The sequence below is a fragment of the Catenulispora rubra genome (assembly GCF_015356825.1).
GTDB lineage: Bacteria > Actinomycetota > Actinomycetes > Streptomycetales > Catenulisporaceae > Catenulispora > Catenulispora rubra.
The window spans coordinates 1-19,479 of sequence record NZ_JAACYW010000219.1 but is presented as its reverse complement, the minus strand read 5'-3'; the positions used below and the strand labels follow the sequence as shown (position 1 = coordinate 19,479).

The window sequence follows — 19,479 nt, the reverse complement described above, 5'->3', positions numbered from 1 at the left end:
TTCGAGAAAACCCTGCTCAACCGCCATGTCTTCCATCCCGACTGGAACTACACAGTCCTCACGACACCGCGCACCGACACGACACACCCGAACTGAGGGAAGTTGTTTCTGCGTGGGCCCTAACCTCCCCCGCGCAGCCGGTCGGTAATCTCCGCGATCAGGCGCCTGGTCTTGTCCGTGAGGCGGTGCTGCGGGCCCAGGACGCGCTCCTCGTCGGCCAGCAGGGTGCTGAGTTCGTCGCGGGCTTCTGCGACGAGTCCCTGTTGCAGCACGGCCATGCCGAGGAAGTGCCGGATGCCCAGCGCGCCGGGCGAGGCGGTGTCCGCGACCCGGCTCAGGCCGCGCCGCAGCTCCCACTCGGCCAGGTCGGGCTTCTGCTGGTAGAGCAGCGAGCGGCCGAGGGTCTGCCAGGCGTAGAGCGTCTCCGGGTACGACGGCGTCCACAGCTGGTCGCAGGCGGCCAGGATCTCGCGGCACATGGTCTCGGCTTGCCGCGCGCCTTCCACGTGCAGCAGCGCGCGGGCCCAGGTGTGCCAGACGGTCACAGTGTCGCGGTGCCGCCAGCCGTTGATGCGGCGCGCGGCGGGCAGGATCTCGCGCAGCATCGCCTCAGCCTCGACCCACCGCTGCTGCTCCAGCAGGGCTTTGGCGAGCTGGTGGCGGCTGGCCCAGGTGTTGGCGTGGTCGGGCCCGTGGCCGGCGATCTGCCCGGCGATCACCTCGGTGAGCTCGGCCTCGGCCCGGTCGTAGCGGCCCAGCTCGATCGAGAGCCGGGCGCGTTCGTGGCGCAGCGCGAGGATCTTGGTGTCGGTCGGCGCGAAGCGGTAGCCGGCGCAGCCGTCGATCAGCGCGTCCAGCAGCGTGCCGGCCGGTTCCAGCAGGCCGGAGGCCAGCAGGTAGCGCGCGGTGGTCCGGGCCAGGTTCAGGGCCGAGACGACGAGGAAGCGCTCGCCGCTGGTGGCCGGGGAGGTGACGGTGGACAGCACGGCGTCGCGCGCGTGCGGGAACAGCGCGGCCCACACGGCCCAGTTGTCGGGGTCGTCGGCGGTGCGGTGATCGGTGGCGGCGGCGAGGATGTCGAGCATGGCGCGGCCGTAGTCGACGCGGTGCGCCTGGACCTGGTCGTCCTCGCGGAAGACGTTGTGGACCATCGGGTGCAGCGACAGGAACTCGCTCAGGTCGGGGTCGTCGGCGCCGCGTTCGTGCTTGCGGATCAGGTGCGCCTCGGCGAGCTGCCCGATCGCCAGCCGGATCTGCTCGATCGAGACGCCGGCGAACAGCGGGGTCTCGGTCAGCATCTCCGGCCGGGCCAGCAGCCGGTACGGCACCGCGGTGTCGGACAGGCAGGCGAACAGGTGCAGCAGGCGCGTCGCGGCCGTGGTGAGCCCGCGCGCCGACAGCAGCAACGACTCGCGCACGATGCTCAGGCCCAGAACCTCCTGGCCGGACTCGGCCGCGGGGTCGCCGTTGCCGGCCTGCTCGCGGGTCCGCCACTCGGCGAGGTAGCCGGCGAAGTCCGACAGGCCCGGCTCGGAGAGGAAGACCGCGCCGGTGGACACCGAGCGGACGCGGCTCGCGGCGGCCCGCAGCGCCAGCGGCAGCCCGCCGAGGGCGCGGGAGAGCTGGCGGGCCTGCTCCACTCCCCCGCAGTCCGGCCCGGCGATGTCGAGGAGCACGTCGGCGCCGTCGTATTCACTGAGCGGTTCCACCCGATGAATGCGGCACCAGGGGCCCCACACGTCGTTGTGGCCGCCCCGGGCGGTGACGATGACCGAGCCCTTGGCGGACGTCACGTCCCGGACCCAGCCGGTCCCGTCGTAGCGGCCGGTGTCGGAGGCGACGCGGCCGAGCTGCTGCGGGTCGGTCGCGCCGTCGAAGACCAGGAGCCAGGGCCGGTCGTGGTGCTCCAGGCCGCGCCAGACCAGGTCGGTCTGGCTGCGCTCGCCGCGCCACGCCTCGTCGATCTCGCCGCGCGGCAGGCCGAGCAGGTGCGCGACCTCGCGCATGCGGGGCGCCAGCTGCGGGACCGAGACCCACCAGACGTTCCAGCCCTCGTCCTTGCGCCGGGCCGCCACCTCGGAGGCGATGTGCGTCTTGCCGATGCCGCTCATGCCGGACAGCACGTGGACCCGGCTGCGCCCCGGCGCCATCAGGGCACTGACGAGCGCGTCCCGGCCGCGCAGCCGCCCCAGGCCGGCCGGCGGCTCGACCGAGAACTGGATGGCCTGCTGCTCGACGGCGTCCGCACCGGTACCGAGGACCGGGCCGGGCCGCTCGGGATCCGCCGCGGCCAGCAGCGCCGACTTGAGGATCTGGTACTCCATCGCGCTGTGGTCGGCGGGCTTGAGGATCGAGAAGTGGTCGGCGGCGACGGTCTCGGTGGTCGGGAACCAGCCGGTGGCCTCGATGCGCGGGACGATGTTGTCCTCACCGCCGACCACCGCGGTGACCGGGATGGGGCACGTGTAGTCGGTGACGGCGTCGGCGTTGACCACATTACGCAGCACCAGCTGATGCGCCTCGAAGACCTCACCGTCCAGCATCCGCAGCTGCCGCTCCTGCGGATGCCGCGCACCGAACACCAACCGCCGCGTCTTGGCGAAGAACGGCGAGCCCAACGTCGGACAGGCGTAGAGCACGATCTGCCGAATCCGCACCAGATCCCGCGCCTGCCCCCGAATCGTCGCACTGGCCAGGAACTTCTGCACCACCAGACCGCCCTGGCTGTGCGCGACGAGCACGATCGACCCCGCCTCGCGCAGATCCTCGCCCTTCAGCCGGGTCGCCAACTGCGCGGCCAGATCAGCGAAATCCGGAATCCGCCGATCCGGCCGCACCCGCACCTTCGGCGTGAAGTACTGCATGGTGTGCGTCTGGACGAAGGCCAGGTCAGGATCGCGGCTGAGCAGGTCCTGGAAATGCGACCAGGTGTCCGCGCCGGAGAACAGGCCATGGACGAACAGCACATGCACCCGCGACGACATCGACGCCCCTCCCGTGACCAACAGGACGGCGGCGGTGTCGTCCCCCGAGAGACCGTAGCGGTCTCAGGGTTCGATTACCCGCTGGTCCCGTATCTCACGCTGAGCGTGAAGGCGACGACCGCGCTGTGGGCGGGATAGGCCGTGGCCACCTGAGCGGGGCTGTAGGGCTGCCAGGCGCGGTAGTACGAGGTGCCGGCCGACGGGTCCTTGAGGGCGAGGTCGTGGGCGGCCGTACCGTCGTCGAGGTCCGGAAGGTGGGGAGCCCGGGTCACTTCGACCTGGCAGGCCTGTTCCCCGTACGCCGCCGTACCGGTGGGTGGGGTGAAATCGCGCGTGATCGGCACGTAGTACGGCAGCTTGACCACGCCGGACCGATCCTGCTTCGGCGCGGCCACCTGGCCGAGGGGACGCCACCCCGCCCCACCCAGGACCCCGTCGAGCTGTGCGAGGCGTTGCTGGAGATCACCGTCGAAGGCCTCGTAGACCGTGTCGGTCCGGGTGCAGGTCACGGGACTCCACGTCGAACGGGCCCCGAAGGAGCCACTCGGGGTGTGAACGGTCTGGCAGACATCCGCCACCGTCGTCCCCAAGTAGGCGGCCCAGGGCAGCGCGGCACGGACTTGGCCGACCCGGCTGTCGACCTGAGCGCTGACCGCTTGATCCGCGGACCGGGCCGTGGCCGACTGCGCCGCCTTCACGACGTCGGGTTGTGACTCGGGCTCCATCCTCTGGAAGGACGAGAAGACCGACACCCCGAACCACACCAGCGGCACAGCAAGGATCACCGCACAGCCACCAGCCGTTTTCGCCCCTGCGGACATCGAGCCCCCGTCCATGAACCTGATGGTGCGCACTGCGCCTTCCATCAGTACAGACGACTTCGACCGCGGTTCGGGTGTCACACCTACGCGGAAAGCTGATCCGGCCCCGTCCCGCTTCCCGAAGAACTAGGCGCCCCCGAAGGCACCCCCTGCGCCAGCACCGCGCAGATCTCCGACGCGGGCAGTGCCTTGGCGACCAGCCAGCCCTGCGCCTCGTCGCAGCCGTAGTCCTCCAACGTCGACCACGTCGCAGGGTCCTCGACGCCCTCAGCGACGACGCGCAGTCCCAGCGAGTGCGCCAGGTCTATCGTCGACCGGACGATGGCCGCGTCATCCGCGTCGAAGCCGATGCCGCCGACGAATGACCGGTCTATCTTGATCTCGTCGAACGGCAGCCGGCGCAACGTCAGCAGCGAGGCGTAGCCGGTCCCGAAGTTGTCCAGCGACAGCCGGACCCCGAGCTTCGACAGCCCGATCAGCGCCGCCCTCACACTCTGCGCGTCGCCGACCAGCACCCGCTCCGCGACCTCCAGCCGCAGTGCCTCGGGCCGGACCCGGTGCTGCGCCAGCTTGCGCTCGACCATCTCCACGAAGTGCGGGCTCTCGATGTCGCGCAGCGAGACGTTGACCGCGATCGGCACGCCGTAACCGTTGCGCCACCACAGCGCCGCCTGCCGCAGCGAGATGTCGAGGATGTACTCCGTCAGCCGCGCCATCAACCCGCTCGACTCCGCGAGCTTCACGAACGTCTCCGGCGGTATCGCGCCGCGCACGTCGTGCCGCCACCGGGCCAGCGCCTCGACGCCGACGACGCGGCCGTCCTTGAACGAGGCCTGCGGTTGGTAGTGCACTTCGATGCGGCCGGCGTCCAGGGCCTCGCGCAGGTCGCTCAGGAGCGCCAGCCGGTCCGGGCTGTTGCGGTCCTTCGCCGGGTCGTAGCGGACGAAGCCGGTCTTGCCGCGCTTGGCCTCGTACATCGCCACGTCCGCGTGCCGGAGCAGGACGTCGTAGTGGCTGGCGTCGTCGGGGTGCAGGGCGATGCCCAGGGAGGCCTCGACGTCCAGGTTGAAGCCGTGCAGCCGGTACGGCACCGCCACGGCGTCCAGCAGCCGCTGCGCCAGTTGCTGCGCGGCCTCGACATCGGGCAGGCCGGGGAGCAGGACCGCGAACTCGTCGCCGCCGAGCCGGGCGACCATGTCCTCGGCGCGGACCGCGGCCGACAGCCGTTGTGCCACCTCGCGGATCAGCTCGTCGCCGGCGGCGTGGCCGAGGGTGTCGTTGACTTCCTTGAAACGGTCCAGGTCCAGCAGGAACAGGCCGATCTTGCCGTGCGGGACGGCGACCGCGGCCGGGGGGCGGCCGGAGGAGTACAGCGAGGACGGCCCGTCGCCGTCGGTCGCGGGCACGGTGCCGAGCATGATCTCGGCCTGGCGCCGCAGGGCCTTGCGGTTGGGCAGCGCGGTCAGCGGGTCGTGCAGCGACTGCCACTCGCTCTCGTCGAACGCCAGGGCGCTGCGGTAGAAGACCAGCAGCACCGGTATGAACAGCACGATGAGGTACGGCTCGTGCCGCATCACCACGGTTATCAGCGGCGCCAGCACCACCGAGGCGCCGACCACCTGCAGCTCGACCCGCCACTCGCGGCGGGCGATGCCGAACAGCCGTACGCCGGTCCACAGCGCCACGGCCTGCCAGACGAAGAACAGGTTCACCACGAAATACGCGACGCCGGCCAGCAGGATCGCGGCCATCGAGGTCACGCTCGGCGCCCACGGACGCCCCGGAGTCGGCACTATGCCGAAACATCGCAGCACCAGGCAGGCCGCGCCCAGGGACAGCGTGAACTGCGAGACGTTGAACAGGATCCGCCACCAGGTCCGGCGCCCGGCCGCGCCGCCGACCAGGGAGGCTGCGGCCTGCACCATCGCCGCCAGCGGCCAGCCCGCCAACATCAGCAGCGCGATGGTGAACACCGTGGTGGTGGCGGCCTCGCGGTTCGTGTGCTGCAACTTCATCAGGGGCCGCAGTTCCCCGAGGAAGACCAGGCAGATGGTCATCAGCAGCGCGGGCACCGACTGCGTGGTGGGTCCGGAACCGTGCCAGTTCAAGACCAACAACGCGGCCAGGATGGTGATCCCGGCCGCGCTGACGGAGGCGACGAAGGCGTACAGACGTCCGGGATCGGCCTTCGGGCCGTAGTCCGGCTCGAATGGTCGGTGCATGGAGCGGACCCTCCTGTACCGGAGCTCTGCTGAACAACTTCAGCGTCGGTGCGCGCGTCAGCGAACGGGCTGACGCGGCCATATTGCCGTATCAGAACGTCGCCGACCAGAGACGGACCGTAAAGGTTTCGCCTTGGTCTTGACGCCGGGCCGGGCGTCGGTGTCAGGCCCCTGCTTCCGCCACTGTAGCGGCAGCCGCCTCGGGACCGGCCCCCAGCAGAACCTTGAAACCCTCCTCGTCGAGCACCTTCACCCCCAAGCTCAGGGCCTTGTCATACTTACTGCCGGGGTTATCCCCTACCACGACAAATGAGGTTTTCTTGGAGACCGAACCGCTCACCTTCGCACCCCGGCTGGTGAGTTCCTCGGCCGCGCCATCCCGTGTGAAACCGGCCAATGTGCCCGTTACGACCACGCTCAATCCCTCAAGAGGCCTCGGGCCCTCGGGCTGGGATTCCACAACAGGCACCACGCCGGCCGCCTGCCATTTGCCGATGATCTCGCGGTGCCAGTCCACGGCGAACCACTCGACGATCGCGGTGGCGATGGTCGGGCCGATGCCCTCGGCGGCCTTCAGCTCGTCCTCGGTGGCGTTCGCGAGGGCGTCGAAGGACGGGAACTCGCGGGCCAGCACCCGGGCCGCGGTCGGGCCGACGTGCCGGATCGACAGCGAGACCAGGAAGCGCCACAGCGGCCGGTCGGTCTTCACCAGCTCCAGCTGCTGCAGCAGCAGTTCGGTGGTCGCGGTCGGAACGCTGGGCTTCTTCGGCGTGCCCTTGGTGTAGAAGTACGGCACCAGCTCCATCTCGCCGGGCTCGGCGTCCGCGCCGCGCTTGCCCTGCAGCATCTTGAGCTCGGCCAGGTCCTCGATCTTGAGGCTCATCAGGTCGCCCTCGTCGTGCACCGGCGCGGTGCCGCCGGCCGGCTGGGTCAGCGCCACCGCCGACTCGTAGCCCAGCGCCTCGATGTCCAGCGCGTTGCGGCTGCCCATGAAGTCGATGCGCTCGCGGATCTGCCCGAGGCAGAACTGCGAGTTCGGGCAGCGCAGGTCGATGTCGCCCTCCTTCTGCGGAGCCAGCTTGGTCCCGCAGTCCGGGCAGTTCTCCGGCATCACGAAGTCGCGCTCGGAGCCGTCGCGCAGGTCCTGCACCGCGCCGACGATCTCCGGGATCACGTCGCCGGCCTTGCGCAGGATCACCGTGTCGCCGATCTTCAGGCCCTTCTTCACCACGATCTCCTGGTTGTGGAGCGTGGCGTTCTGGACCGTGGAGCCGGCGACCGTGACCGGCTCCATCACCGCGTACGGCGTCACCCGGCCGGTGCGGCCGACCTGGACCCGGATGTCCAGCAGCTTGGTGGTGACCTCCTCCGGCGGGTACTTGAAGGCGATGGCCCAGCGCGGGGCCCGGGAGGTGCTGCCCAGGCGGCCCTGGATGGCCAGCTCGTCGACCTTGACCACCACGCCGTCGATCTCGTGCTCGACGTCGTGGCGGTGCTTGTTGTAGTAGTCGATGTACTTCTGGACGTCCTTCAGGGTCTTGACGACCTTGACCCGGTCCGAGGTAGGCAGGCCCCAGGCCCGCAGCGCGTCGTACGAGTGCGACTGAGAAGTCGGCGTGAAGCCCTTCCGCGCGCCGATGCCGTGCACCACCATCGACAGCGGCCGCTGCGCGGTGATCCGCGGGTCCTTCTGCCGCAGCGAGCCGGCCGCGGCGTTGCGCGGGTTGGCGTAGGAGCGGCCGGTCTCGGCGAGGATCTTCTCGTTCCACGCGTCGAACGCCTTGACCGCGAAGTAGACCTCGCCGCGCACCTCGACCAGCTCCGGCACCGGGAACTCGGCGGTGCCCGTCAGGGTCTGGGGGATGCTCTGGATGGTCTTCGCGTTCGGCGTGATGTCCTCGCCGGTGCGGCCGTCGCCGCGGGTCAGGGCCCGGGTGAGCTTGCCGTTCTCGTAGAGCAGGTTGATCGCCAGGCCGTCGACCTTCAGCTCGCACAGCAGGTCCGGCAGCGCGCCGAGGTCCTTCTCGATGCGGTCGGCCCAGGTCTGAAGCTCCTCGGCGGTGAACGCGTTGTCCAGCGAGAGCATGCGCTCCAGGTGCGGGACCGAGGTGAACTCGGTCTCGTAGGCGCCGGCCACCTTCTGCGTCGGCGAGTCCGGCGTGCGCAGCTCCGGGTTCGCGTCCTCGATCGCCTCCAGCTGCCGCAGCTTCACGTCGAACTCGGCGTCGCTGACCGTCGGCGCGTCGAGGACGTAGTAGCGGTAGCGCGCGTCCTCGATCTCCTCGGCCAGGGCCGCGTGCTGCTGCGCCGGGGTAGCGGGGGTGGTCTCATCCGTGGCGGACAACGCGTCACCTCACTGGTCGGGGGCCGTTTCGACACTGAGAATCTACCGCCACGCACTGACAGTCCCGCAGTTCAGGAGGCTTTGTCCGCCAGCGCGTCGGCCGTGCGGTGCGCCAGCACCAGCGCCTGACGGGCCCACGGCGGGGTGGCACCGGCCAGGCCGCAGGTCGGGGTGATCGTCGTGGCCTGGGCCAACTGCGCCGCCGAGAAGCCCAGGCGGGTCAGGGACAGCACCTTGTCGAGGAGCTGGGTGACGCTGGGAGCGCGCGCCGGGTCCACCGACGGCACCACGCCGAGCATCAGGCCGACCCCGGCCTCGATCGCCTCGCCGAGCTGTTCGTCGCGAGCCGGCGAGGTGCCGGGCCCGGTGGCGTCGATCGTGGTGGCGTCGAAGGAGATGTGGTCGACACCGGCCCTGCGCAGCAGCTCGATCGGGACGGCGGGGTCGCAGCAGTGCACGACGACCTGGGCATCGGCGTCGTGTACGGCCTTGACCAGGGCCTCCAGCATCTCCCGGGCCACCGGCTCCTCGACCGCGCGCAGCCGGCCGAAGCCGCTGGCGGTGGGCACGGTGCCGCGCAGGACGCCGGGGAGCGCCGGCTCGTCCAGCTGCACCAGCAGCGCGCCGGCCCGCGGAGCCCGCTTGCGCACGTCGGCGATGTGCACCTTCAGGCCCTCGGTCAGGGATTCGGCGAGGTCGCGGACGGCGCCGAGGTCGGCCAGCATCCGGTCGCCGTGCCGCAGTTCCAGGGTCCCGGCCAGCGACCACGGGCCGACGACCTGGACCTTCAGCGTCTCCGTGAACTCCTGGGCGTTCTCCTCCAGCAGGTCCAGGTCCTGGCGCAGGAACGAAGCCGCGCGCCGGGCGTCGCGGCCCGGCCGGTCGGTCAGCCGCCAGCCGCTGGGCTGCACCTCGGCGTAGAGCTCCACCAGGAAGGCGGTGCCACGGCCGATCATGTCCGCGCCCACGCCGCGCGCCGGGAGTTCGGGCAGGTGCGGCAGGTCCGGCAGCTCGTCGAAGACCAGGCGGTGGGCCGCTGCCGGGTCGGTGCCGGGCAGGGAGCCGATACCGGTGGCGCGTGGGGGTCGGTGCATGGGACGAAGCGTAGCCAAAATACGGCGGGCGCCTGTTCGGCGGCCCGCACGGCCCGCACGGCCAGGCGGCGGTCCCGGATGAGGACCCAGGCCGGGACTCCGCGGTGTCGCGGTCGGGGCGCGCGCCCCCGACATCACCCGACGGGGTGTCGAATGCACGAGCCGAGAGCCCGGCTCGCCGCTATTGTGACCAGCACCAGACCTTGTGAAAGCCCGCCACCAGCCCTGTTCCCCAAGCCCGCTCGCCCCCCGGTGACCGTTTTGACTTCCTGGAGCCCGTCCCGTGTCGACCGTGTTCTTCGCCGCGAGCCCCGCCGAACTGCGGGTGGTGGCGGCCGCCGCGGCCCATGCCGACACCTCGGCGGTGCTGGCCGCGCTGGACACCGTGCCGGCCGGCGACCTGGATCCCGCGCAGCTGATCGACCTGGATCTGCTGGTGACCGGCAACGATCCGGCGGAGGTGCGGGAGACGGTGCTCACCCCGGCGCATGAGGGCCCTGACGATGCCGGGGGCACGGTGTTGTTACCCGTGCGGGCCGCTCTGGGCTCGCGACTGGCGTATCTGAGCGACCACGACGTCGACGCGCTCGCGGAGCGCTGGGCCGCCGCCGACGGGGCCGCGGACGGCGGCTGGGACGCGTATCGGTGCGGGCAGCTGATCCGGTCCCTGTCGTTGCTCGCGCTGCTGGCGGGGGCGGATCAGCGGGAGCTGTTCGTGCGCTTCGACAGCTGATTGCAGCCAGCTGGCTGCTGGCTGCTGGCTGCTGGCTGCTGGCTGCTGGCTGCTGGCTGCTGGCTGCTGAGGCGACACCGGTCGGCCCTCAGGCCGCGGCGGGCTTCCGCAACTGGCTGAGTGCTTCGGCATAGCGCCGCAGTTCTTCGAGGAGCAGCTGCACGCTCCGTGCCCTGCGCTCGCCGGGAATCAGGCGGCCGTCGGAGTCCAGCACCTCCCGCAGCGGCAGCGTCACGACGTCCGGCAGCGGCGTCATCCCGAGCGCCACCGCGACCGGCGTGATCATCTCGACGGCGCGCAGGCCCGCCGACGACATGCCGTAGCTGACGTAGCCGACCGGCTTGCCGGCCCACTCCGCGTAGAGGGCGTCCAGCGCGTTCTTCAGGGGCGCGGTGATCCCGCGGTTGTACTCGGCGGCGAGGATCAGGAAGGCGTCGGCGGCGTCCACCATCGCGCTCCACCGAAGCGTGTGGTCGTGGATGTACGTGCCCTCAGACGGATGACCGGGTTCGTCGAGGAATGGCAAGCCGATCTCGGCCAGATCCGCGACTTCGACGTCGAACCCGCCGTGTTCGCGGGCCAGGTCGAGCACCCAGTCCGCGACGGCGGTCCCGATCCGTCCGGGACGGGTCGTGCTGGTGATGATGAGCAGGCGGGGCATTGTGGTCTCCGGTCAGGTCGAAGCGGTCGATGAAGAATTGAGCCAAGGGGCCGATCGCGGCGGCGAACAGCACGGTCCCGACGCCGACGGTGCCGCCGAGCAGCCAGCCGACGGCGAGCACCGCGATCTCGATGCCGGTGCGCGTCAGACGCAGCGACTTCCCGGTCCGGGCCGACAGGCCGGTCATCAGGCCGTCGCGCGGACCCGGGCCGAGCCCGGCGCCGACGTAGAGCCCGGTGGCGACGCCGTTCAGCGCGATGCCGCCGAGGAGCAGTGCGACGCGCGGCGCCAGCGCGTGGAGCGTCGGCAGGAAGCCGAGGGTCGCGTCGGCGGCCAGGCCGACCACGACGACGTTGCTCGCCGTGCCGAAGCCGGGACGCTGCCGCAGCGGGATCCAGGCCAGCAGCACCAGCGCGCCGACGATGATCACGACGCGCCCCAGCGGCAGGCCGGTGTGCCGGGCCAGGCCCTGGTGCAGCACGTCCCAGGAGGCCAAACCCAGCCCCGAGGCGACCATCAGCGCCGTGCTGGCGCCGAACAGCACGAGCCCGGCGAAGAGCTGAGCCAGGCGGCACGGCAGAGGCGTTGGTGACATGTCAACAAGTCTGCGCCATGGTTGGTGACATGTCAACTACAGCGCTAGGCTGGGGCCGTGACCACCACCGAACCGCGCTGGCTGAACGACGACGAGATGCGTGCCTGGCTGGCGTACCGCCGCATGCGCCTGCTGCTCAGCGCCGAGATCAACCGCGATCTGGCGCAGGACGCGGGACTGTCGGAGGCCGACTACGACGTGCTGTCGAACCTGACCGACGGCGACGACCGGCGCCGGCTCAGCGAGCTGGCCGCGCGCATGCAGTGGTCGAAGAGCCGGCTGTCGCACCACATCACGCGCATGGAACAGCGTGGTCTGGTCTGCCGCGAGGACGTGGACGGCGACGCGCGCGGCTCGTTCGTGGTGCTGACGCCGGCCGGGCGCCGCACGATCGAGCAGGCCGCGCCGGGCCACGTCGCCTCCGTGCGCCGACATTTGATGGACCGGCTCACTCCGGAGCAGATCAGGGTGCTGGGAGAGATCGGCGACGTGGTGCTGGGCCCGCTGGAGGACCGCGGCCGCGACCACGACCATGCCGACGACCCAGAAGACTGACACCCGGCGCCGAGCAACGCCGCCCGGAGCGCCGGCGTTCCCGACCCCGGAACGCCGAATGCCCCGGACCGCGAAGGTCCGGGGCATCAGGAGCAGGAGGCAGTGCCGGTCGGAAAGCGCTGCCAGCCGGCCGGCGCCGCGCGTCAGCTCAGGCCGGCGGCCTTCATCATGGCGGCGATGGCCGGGCCGGCCGCCGCGTTGCCGAAGCCGCCGTTGAGCACCAGGGCGGAGACCGCGATGTCGTGCTGCGGGTCCATGGCGATCATCCAGGAGTCGGTCGGGTCCGTGGCGTTCGGCTCGGCCGAGCCGGTCTTGGCGCCCAGGGTCGGCGCGATGTTCTGCAGCGAGGTCGCGGTGCCGTCGGTGATCACGCCGCGCATCATCGTCTGCAGGTTCTGGTCCACGCCTCCGGGCAGCGGCTGGGCCTTGGCCGGGCCCTGGAAGCCGGGGATCAGGACCGGCTGGTGGAACGTTCCGGTGGCCACCGTCGCGGCGATCGATGCCATGGTCAGCGGGCACATCGTGGTCTTTCCCTGGCCGAAGGCCGAGGCGGCGAGCAGGCTTTTGGTGTCGGCGGGCGGCACCTGCAGGTTGCCGGGGGTGCAGTAGGTGGCCTTGCCGATGCCCATGTCCCAGGGCTGGTCCAGCCCGTAGTAGTCGTGGACGGTCTTGGACAGGCTGTCCATCGCCAGGTTGTGCCCGAGCGTCGCGTTCACGAACGAGGTGTTGCAGGACTTCTCGTAGGCCGTGAGCAGCGTGGCGCCGGTGAAGCCGTCCTTCAGGCCCTCGTCGTTGTGGTACGTCTCAGTGCCCACCTGGGCGGTCGGTGTGCAGTCCGCCGGGTCGGACGGCTGCATGCCGCCGAGCATCAGGGCCGTGGCGGTGACCGTCTTGAACGTCGAGCCCGGGGCGCGGGTGGCCGCGTAGGCCATCTTCGTGTTGTTCTTGTTGTTCGTCGCGATCGCCAGGATCTCGCCGGTGGACGGCTTGATCACCACCATGCCGGAGTTCGGGTACGCCTGGAGCGCGTTCTCCGCGGCGGTCTGGATCTTCGAGTCGAACGTCGAGCCGAGCTGCAGGCCGCTGGTCGTGTTCGGCGCGCCGAGCTGGATCGAGTTCGAGCCGGGGATCTGCAGGCCGGTGTTGTTGTCGATGAACTGGATCTGCAGCGAGGCCTGGGTGCCGCTCTGCGGCTTGGAGACGGAGAGCTTGGTCAGCAGGCTGGCGATGCTGGGGTGGTCCTTGCCGGACAGCGGCACGCCGTTGCGGTCGGCGACCGGCACCGCGGGCGGCACCGCCTTCAGGTTCGACGCCCCGCTCAGCTGCGGGTTGATGACCGCCGAGACGAAGTGCACCAGCGCCGGGTTGTTCCCGGTCGGCGGCAGCACCGCCATCGTGGAGTTGTAGGACCACGTCAGGCCGTCGGCGAAGGTGTCGGTGACGCTGAAGTCGTAGTGGACCGCGTTGCTCAGCGGGTTCGGCGTGGTCGGGCTGCTCGCGGCGCCCGGGGTCGCCGAACCCGAGCCGGAGGCGGAGCCGCTGCTGCTCGGCGCGTTCATCTGCGAGCCCAGCTTGAGCACGATGGTCTTCGGCGCCAGGGACTCCATCACGGCCTTCAACCGCGGGCCCGCCTTGTCCGGCACGTCGGTCAGGGCGCCGGCCTTGGTGTAGTCCCCGGACTGCCAGGCCGCCAGGAACGCCGCCGCGGCCGTGTCGGTCGGACTGGCGCCGGCGGAGGTGGCCGTCTGGGAACCGCTGTTCGCCGCCGGCTTCGGCTTGGAGCTGCCGGAGCAGCCCGCGGTGACGACCGCGAGCGAGGTCGCTGTCGCGGCTATAGCCAGGAGCGTGCGTCGTGAACCCATCGGGGTCCCTCCCCATACTGTCGGATCGGGTTTTTCAGCCTACGACCCTAACCGACGCACGTGAGGGCTGATTGGTTGGCCTTTGGCCGGCCTTTTAACGTGAGGTTTGCGCCACGGTCGCGGAACCGATGACCCGAGTCCCGTCATAAAGGACAGCGGCCTGTCCCGGCGCGAGGCCGCGAACCGGCTCATGGAGCACGACTTCGATGGCGTCCGGACCGGTGCGCTCGGCGGTGGCCGGCACGCCTGCGCCGTGCGCGCGCAACTGCGCGTGGCACTCGATGCGGCCGGTGAACTCCGGCCCGCACCACCGCAGCTTGATCCCGGACAGCCCGGTGACGTCCAGCTCCTCGGCCGTCCCGACGGTCACGGTGTTGCTGACCGGCGAGATGTCCAGCACGTAGCGCGGCCGGCCGTCCCCGGCCGGGTCGCCGATCCGCAGGCCCCGGCGCTGGCCGATGGTGAAGCCCCAGGCGCCGTCGTGCTCGCCGACCTTGCGGCCGGCGCTGTCCACGATCGGGCCGTTGCTGGTGCCCAGCGTCTTGGCCAGATACGCCTTGGTGTCCCCGTCCGGGATGAAGCAGACGTCGTGGCTGTCGGGCTTCTTGGCCACGTACAGACCGCGCTCGGCCGCCTCGGCGCGGACCGCGGGCTTGGTGTCGTCGCCGAGCGGGAACAGGGAGTGCGCGATCTGGTCGGTGTCCAGGACGCCCAGGACGTAGGACTGGTCCTTGGCCGGATCGGCGGCGCGGTGCAGCTCCGGGCCGTGCGGGCCGTCGAGCAGGCGGGCGTAGTGGCCGGTGGCGACCGCGTCGAAGCCCAGCGCCCGCGCCTTGTCCAGCACCGCGGCGAACTTGATCTTCTCGTTGCAGCGCAGGCAGGGGTTCGGGGTGCGGCCGGCCTGGTACTCCGCGACGAAGTCGTCGATCACGTCCTCGTGGAACCGGTCGGACATGTCCCAGATGTAGAAGGGGATGCCGAGCATGTCGGCTGCGCGCCGGGCGTCGTGCGAGTCCTCGATCGTGCAGCAGCCGCGCGCGCCGTCGCGCAGGGCTTGGCGGTTCCGGGACAACGCGAGATGGACGCCGGTCACCTCGTGACCCGCGTCCCGGACCCGGGCGGCAGCCACCGCCGAATCGACACCACCGGACATCGCCGCCAAGACACGCATAGGTCAAGGGTACGTGGAATGGTTGACTGTGAGGCGGGTCATAAGGGGCGGGGGACGGCTACCACGAGCGGAGGACGCCATGAGCGGCGCTGAGGGCACGGACAGCAGCACGGACAGCATGGTCATCGTCGGTGCGAGCCTGGCCGGGGCCAAGACGGCGCAGGCCCTGCGCGAGGACGGCTGGGACGGGCCGATCGAGCTGGTCGGCGCCGAACACGACCTGCCCTACGAGCGCCCGCCGCTGTCGAAGGGCTTCCTGCAGGGCAAGGAGGAGCGGGACAAGGTCTTCGTCCACGAATCCGGCGCCTGGTACGTGGAGAACCAGGTCGGGCTGCGCCTGGGCCGCACCGCCGTGGCGATCGACCGGGAGCGGCACGTGGTGCGCCTCGACGACGGCACGGAGGTCGGCTACGGCAAGCTGCTGCTGGCCACCGGCTCCGCGCCGCGCCGGCTGAACGTCTCCGGCGGCGACGCGAAGAACCTGCGCTACTTCCGCACGCTGCAGGACAGTGAGCGCACCAAGGACGAGCTGATCCCGGGCTCGCGGCTGACCATCGTCGGCGCCGGCTGGATCGGGCTGGAGGTCGCGGCGGCGGCGCGCGAGAAGGACGTCGAGGTGACGGTGCTGGAGGCGCTGGAGCAGCCGCTGCTGCGGGTGCTCGGGCCCGAGGTCGGCGCGCAGTTCGCGGCGCTGCACCGCGCGCACGACGTGGACCTGCGCCTGGGTGTCGGCGTGGACTCCTTCACGCTGCAGGACGTGGACGGCGTCGAGCAGGCCACCCGGGTCCGGCTGGCCGACGGCACCGAGATCGAGGCCGACCACATCCTGGTCGCGGTCGGCGCCGCGCCGAACACCGGGCTGGCCGAGGCCGCCGGGCTGGAGGTCTCGAACGGCATCGTGGTGGACGCCACACTGCGGACCGCGGACCCGGACGTGTTCGCCGCCGGCGACGTCGCCAGCGCCTGGCACCCGTTCTACGACGAGCCGATCCGGGTCGAGCACTGGGCCAACGCGCTGAACCAGCCGAAGGTCGCCGCGGCGTCGATGATGGGGGTCACGGACCTGAAGTACGACCGGCTGCCGTACTTCTACACCGACCAGTACGACCTCGGGATGGAGTACGTCGGGCACATCCCGGCCTCGGGGTACGACGAGGTGGTGTTTCGGGGCGACCCGGCCTCCGGGGCGTACATGGCGTTCTGGCTGGCCGACGGGAAGGTGCTGGCCGGGATGAACGCGAACGTCTGGGACGTGGTCGACGAGGTGCGGAACCTGATTCTCGGCCGCGCCACGGTGGATCTGACGCGACTGCGGAACCCGGCGGTGCCGCTGGCCGAGGTGGCGGCGCGGTGAGCTGCACTGAGCTGAGCTGAGCCCGGCCGAGAACCGGGCCTCAGGATCCGGGCCCAGAACACGGGCTCGGGACTCGCGCTCGGGACTCGGGCTCAGAACTCGAGGTCGTTCTCGTTGATGCACACGTTCAGGTACGTGATGTTGGTGGTGCTGAGGTTGTAGAGGATCCCGTGCGGATCCATCTTCCACTGCTCCCCACGCACCCCGACCTTCGACCAGATCCCCTCGGCCCACCAACCGCCCTCGCTGTCGGCCGCGCGGATCTGGTTGGACAGGCCGTAGTCGCGCAGGTCCAGCAGGTTGTTGGTGTTCTCCCACGGGCACCACAGCGATCCGGTGCTCAGGCGCACGCCGGAGGCGATCACGTTGGACGTGGTGTAGAGACAGACTTCGCCGGTGCTGCATCCGGCGAAGTCGTAGGCCACGGCACTGCCGGGGGCGGTCGGCGGCTTGTAGGTGAGCGTGACGCCTTCCTTGGCGTAGTGGATCGAGTCGCCGTCCACCACTCCCCCGGGCTTGCGGGCGAGCTGCGCCGTGATGGAGTCCTGGACCCACTTCTGCCCGGAGTCGACGGAGGCGGACGCCGGACCGGCGGCCAGCGCCGCGCAGGAGAGCAGCAGTACACCCGCCAGAAGCGCGAGCATGGAACGCGTGCGAAGCATGATGCCCCATTCGTCGCCGACATGACCCGACGGGGACTCAGAGTCCTGTCGAGTGCGGCCGGCTGTCAATGGAGTGTCCTGAAACGGACAGCGGCCGCTAGCTGAGCCCGGCGGCGCGCGCCCGGGAGACCACCGGCCCGATGGCCTCGGCCAACGCGTCCACATCAGCCTTCGACGACGTGTGCCCCAGCGAGAACCGCAGCGAGCCGCGGGCCGGCTCGCCGTCGACCCCCATCGCCAGCAGCACGTGGCTCGGCTGCGCGACCCCGGCCGAGCACGCCGATCCGGTCGAGCACTCCACGCCGCGGGCGTCCAGCAGCATCAGCAGCGAGTCGCCCTCGCAGCCGGGGAACGTCATGTTCGCGATGCCGGGCAGGCCGGTGCCGACGCCGCGGTCGCCGTTCACCACCGCGTCCGGCACCTCGGCGCAGACCCGCGCGATGAGGTCGTCGCGCAACCCCGCCAGCATCTCGGCCTTGGCCTCGCGGTCCTTCACCGCCTCCACCACCGCGGCCGCGAAGCCCGCGATCGCCGGGGTGTCCAGCGTGCCGGAGCGCACGTCGCGCTCCTGGCCGCCGCCGTGCAGCACCGGGACCGCCTGGGTCTTGCGGCCCAGGAGCAGGGCGCCGACGCCGATCGGGCCGCCGATCTTGTGCGCGGTGAAGGTCATCGCGGACAAGCCGCTGGCGCTCCAGTCCACGTCCAGCGCGCCGACGGCCTGCACGGCGTCCGAGTGCATCGGGATGCCGTACTCGTGGCAGACGGCGGCCAGGTCGCGGACCGGCTGGACGGTGCCGACCTCGTTGTTCGCCCACATCACCGTGGCCAGGGCCACGGAGTCCGGGTCACGCTCGATCGCCGCGCGCAGCGTCTCGGGGTGCACCCGGCCCAGGGAGTCCACCGGGAGCCAGTCGAGCTCGGCGCCCTCGTGCTCTTCCAGCCAGCTCAGCGGGTCCAGGACGGCGTGGTGCTCGATCTTCGCGGCCAGGATGCGCCGTCGGCGGGGGTCGGCGTCGCGGCGGGCCCAGTACAGGCCCTTGACCGCCAGGTTGTCGCTCTCGGTCCCGCCGGAGGTGAACACCACCTCGGAGGGACGAGCCCCCAGGGCCTCGGCGATCTGTTCGCGGGACTCCTCCACCACGCGCCGGGCGGCGCGCCCGGCGGCGTGCAGGGAGTTGGCGTTCCCGGTGCGGCCCAGCCGAGCCGTCATCGCGTCGACGGCGGCCGGGAGCATGGGGGTCGTCGCGGCGTGATCCAGATATACGGCCATGATTAGCTGCGATTCTAAGGGCTGGCTGACTGTGGCGGTTGTCGCACCCGGCACCGCCTGGCGTACGGGGATCACCCGGAGGCCTGAGGGCACGCGGAAACGGGGGGCCTCTTACCGCCCGCCGTAAGCGCTAAGGCGGTCAGCCCAGCGTGTATTCCCCGCGCAGCGCGGCCAGGATGATCCGCGCCGGGAAGACCGAGCCGGGGAAGCTGAAGTGGATCCCGTCGTGCTGGCGTGCGAGGACCCGGTGACCGGCGGCGTCGGTGAGGTAGTCGGTGTAGCGGCCGTGGTCGGAGGTCGGCCCGGCGACGTCCACATAGCGGAGCCCGGGGACGTTCGGCACGGCCGCGCGCACCGCGTCGTCGATGCGCGCGAAGATGTGGATCCAGGGCGCCGAGCGCGGGACCGGCGGGCCGACCCAGTAGACGCGGCGCTGCGGGTCGCCGGCGATGAAGTCGCGGGAGACGGCTTCGACGCGGCGCGAGTACTCCGCGTTCCAGGCGTTGGAGCCGACGTCGGCGCCGTGCAGCGGCCAGCCGTCGTTCGCGCCGAGGACCATGATCACGACGTCCGGGTCGTAGTCCGCGGCGTCCTGCGCGGCCTCGTCGGACCAGTCGAACACGGACGGCTGGGTGAGGCCGGTGCCGGTGCGCGCCTGGACCCGGACCTTGGCCGGGAGGTGGTCGGCGGCGACCATGCGGGCCAGTTGCCGGCCGTCGAAGTCGGAGAGCGAGTCGCCGGTGACCAGGATGCGGAGCGGGTCGTCCGCGGTGGCGTGGCGGACGGCTTCGGCGCGGACGGCGACCTGCTCGGGGAGCGCGCGGGTGATCTTGCCGAGGGCGCGGCCGACGAGTCCGGCGGGGTCGGCGGCGTCGTGGTGCCCGTCGAGGGCGGCCATGACCAGGCTCAGGGCCTCGGCCGCGGTGAAGGTCAGGGGCGGCAGGCGGAGGCCGCGGCCGGCGCGGTAGCCGCCGTAGGGGCCGCTGGTGGAGTCGATCGGGACGCCGGCTTCGCGGAGGGTGGCGATGGTGCGGCGGACGGCGCGGTCGGAGACGTCGAGGGTGGCGGCGAGGTGGTCGGCGGTGATGCCGGGGCGGGTTTGGATGAGGTCGAGGGTTAGGAGGGCTCGGGCCAGGGGGGTTGTTTGTGGG

At 71.1% G+C, this 19,479-nt stretch carries 14 protein-coding genes and 1 pseudogene; 3 read left to right on the top strand and 12 right to left on the bottom strand.

What is annotated here, in order from left to right:
• Positions 1 to 119: 119 nt before the first annotated feature.
• The 5 genes from GWK61_RS39330 to GWK61_RS39310 all read right to left on the bottom strand — a co-directional run bounded on the left by GWK61_RS39330 (position 120) and on the right by GWK61_RS39310 (position 9,465).
• A complete protein-coding gene (locus tag GWK61_RS39330) occupies positions 120 to 2,984 on the bottom strand; it encodes an alpha/beta hydrolase (protein WP_194916805.1) in 2,865 nt (954 codons plus the stop codon).
• A gap of 74 nt (positions 2,985 to 3,058) precedes the next feature.
• Positions 3,059 to 3,820 (bottom strand): hypothetical protein, encoded by a 762-nt coding sequence (locus tag GWK61_RS39325; protein WP_194916804.1) that lies wholly within the window; start codon positions 3,818 to 3,820, stop codon positions 3,059 to 3,061.
• 68 nt (positions 3,821 to 3,888) lie between these two features.
• The gene (locus tag GWK61_RS39320) at positions 3,889 to 6,027 is read right to left on the bottom strand and encodes a putative bifunctional diguanylate cyclase/phosphodiesterase (protein ID WP_194916803.1); all 2,139 of its coding nucleotides are present in this window, start codon (positions 6,025 to 6,027) and stop codon (positions 3,889 to 3,891) included.
• A gap of 163 nt (positions 6,028 to 6,190) precedes the next feature.
• A complete protein-coding gene (gene ligA / locus GWK61_RS39315) occupies positions 6,191 to 8,371 on the bottom strand; it encodes an NAD-dependent DNA ligase LigA (protein WP_194916802.1) in 2,181 nt (726 codons plus the stop codon).
• Between the two features lie 71 nt (positions 8,372 to 8,442).
• Positions 8,443 to 9,465, bottom strand: a complete 1,023-nt coding sequence (locus tag GWK61_RS39310; RefSeq protein WP_194916801.1) for a methionine synthase — start codon at positions 9,463 to 9,465, stop codon at positions 8,443 to 8,445.
• 283 nt (positions 9,466 to 9,748) lie between these two features.
• Here GWK61_RS39310 and GWK61_RS39305 point away from each other — a divergent pair, with 283 nt between their 5' ends.
• Positions 9,749 to 10,198 carry a hypothetical protein gene (locus GWK61_RS39305; protein ID WP_194916800.1) on the top strand — a complete coding sequence of 150 codons (450 nt, stop codon included), beginning with the start codon at positions 9,749 to 9,751 and terminating at the stop codon, positions 10,196 to 10,198.
• Positions 10,199 to 10,286: 88 nt separating this feature from the next.
• On the opposite strand, the pseudogene GWK61_RS39300 reads toward GWK61_RS39305, so the two are convergent.
• Positions 10,287 to 10,793 (bottom strand): annotated as a pseudogene (locus tag GWK61_RS39300) (NADPH-dependent FMN reductase); the annotation flags it as partial.
• Entirely contained in the window at positions 10,690 to 11,454 is a 765-nt protein-coding gene (gene yczE / locus GWK61_RS61060; protein WP_369125648.1) for a membrane protein YczE, read from the bottom strand. The gene yczE and the pseudogene GWK61_RS39300, both read right to left, overlap by 104 nt.
• Positions 11,455 to 11,511: 57 nt before the next feature.
• Here yczE and GWK61_RS39295 point away from each other — a divergent pair, with 57 nt between their 5' ends.
• Positions 11,512 to 12,009 (top strand): MarR family winged helix-turn-helix transcriptional regulator, encoded by a 498-nt coding sequence (locus GWK61_RS39295; protein WP_323747957.1) that lies wholly within the window; start codon positions 11,512 to 11,514, stop codon positions 12,007 to 12,009.
• 143 nt (positions 12,010 to 12,152) lie between these two features.
• On the opposite strand, the gene GWK61_RS39290 is transcribed toward GWK61_RS39295, so the two are convergent.
• Together GWK61_RS39290 and mnmA are read right to left on the bottom strand one after the other, a co-directional pair.
• Entirely contained in the window at positions 12,153 to 13,871 is a 1,719-nt protein-coding gene (locus GWK61_RS39290) for a penicillin-binding transpeptidase domain-containing protein (protein WP_194916798.1), read from the bottom strand.
• A 94-nt stretch (positions 13,872 to 13,965) separates the two neighbouring features.
• The gene (gene mnmA / locus GWK61_RS39285; protein ID WP_194916797.1) at positions 13,966 to 15,042 is read right to left on the bottom strand and encodes a tRNA 2-thiouridine(34) synthase MnmA; all 1,077 of its coding nucleotides are present in this window, start codon (positions 15,040 to 15,042) and stop codon (positions 13,966 to 13,968) included.
• 79 nt (positions 15,043 to 15,121) lie between these two features.
• On the opposite strand from mnmA, the gene GWK61_RS39280 reads away from it, so the two are divergent.
• Complete coding sequence (locus tag GWK61_RS39280; protein ID WP_194916796.1) at positions 15,122 to 16,396, top strand: NAD(P)/FAD-dependent oxidoreductase; 1,275 nt, start codon at positions 15,122 to 15,124, stop codon at positions 16,394 to 16,396.
• Positions 16,397 to 16,488: 92 nt separating this feature from the next.
• Here the strand turns inward: GWK61_RS39280 and GWK61_RS39275 are convergent, their stop codons facing one another.
• The 3 genes from GWK61_RS39275 to GWK61_RS39265 all read right to left on the bottom strand — a co-directional run.
• Entirely contained in the window at positions 16,489 to 17,040 is a 552-nt protein-coding gene (locus GWK61_RS39275) for a hypothetical protein (RefSeq protein WP_194916795.1), read from the bottom strand.
• A 115-nt stretch (positions 17,041 to 17,155) separates the two neighbouring features.
• Positions 17,156 to 18,328, bottom strand: a complete 1,173-nt coding sequence (locus tag GWK61_RS39270) for a cysteine desulfurase family protein (protein ID WP_194916794.1) — start codon at positions 18,326 to 18,328, stop codon at positions 17,156 to 17,158.
• A 139-nt stretch (positions 18,329 to 18,467) separates the two neighbouring features.
• Positions 18,468 to 19,479, bottom strand: a 1,012-nt coding sequence (locus GWK61_RS39265; protein ID WP_194916793.1) for a DUF459 domain-containing protein, incomplete at its 5' end; no start/stop codon positions are given.

Bases quoted from the DNA above. Each gene is read 5' to 3' on its own strand.
- GWK61_RS39330 (WP_194916805.1), bottom strand. From the start codon at position 2,984: ATGTCGTCGCGGGTGCATGTGCTGTTCGTCCATGGCCTGTTCTCCGGC.
- GWK61_RS39325 (WP_194916804.1), bottom strand. From the start codon at position 3,820: ATGGACGGGGGCTCGATGTCCGCAGGGGCGAAAACGGCTGGTGGCTGT.
- GWK61_RS39320 (WP_194916803.1), bottom strand. From the start codon at position 6,027: ATGCACCGACCATTCGAGCCGGACTACGGCCCGAAGGCCGATCCCGGA.
- GWK61_RS39310 (WP_194916801.1), bottom strand. From the start codon at position 9,465: ATGCACCGACCCCCACGCGCCACCGGTATCGGCTCCCTGCCCGGCACC.
- yczE (WP_369125648.1), bottom strand. From the start codon at position 11,454: ATGTCACCAACGCCTCTGCCGTGCCGCCTGGCTCAGCTCTTCGCCGGG.
- GWK61_RS39290 (WP_194916798.1), bottom strand. From the start codon at position 13,871: ATGGGTTCACGACGCACGCTCCTGGCTATAGCCGCGACAGCGACCTCG.
- mnmA (WP_194916797.1), bottom strand. From the start codon at position 15,042: ATGCGTGTCTTGGCGGCGATGTCCGGTGGTGTCGATTCGGCGGTGGCT.
- GWK61_RS39280 (WP_194916796.1), top strand. From the start codon at position 15,122: ATGAGCGGCGCTGAGGGCACGGACAGCAGCACGGACAGCATGGTCATC.
- GWK61_RS39275 (WP_194916795.1), bottom strand. From the start codon at position 17,040: ATGCTCGCGCTTCTGGCGGGTGTACTGCTGCTCTCCTGCGCGGCGCTG.
- GWK61_RS39270 (WP_194916794.1), bottom strand. From the start codon at position 18,328: ATGGCCGTATATCTGGATCACGCCGCGACGACCCCCATGCTCCCGGCC.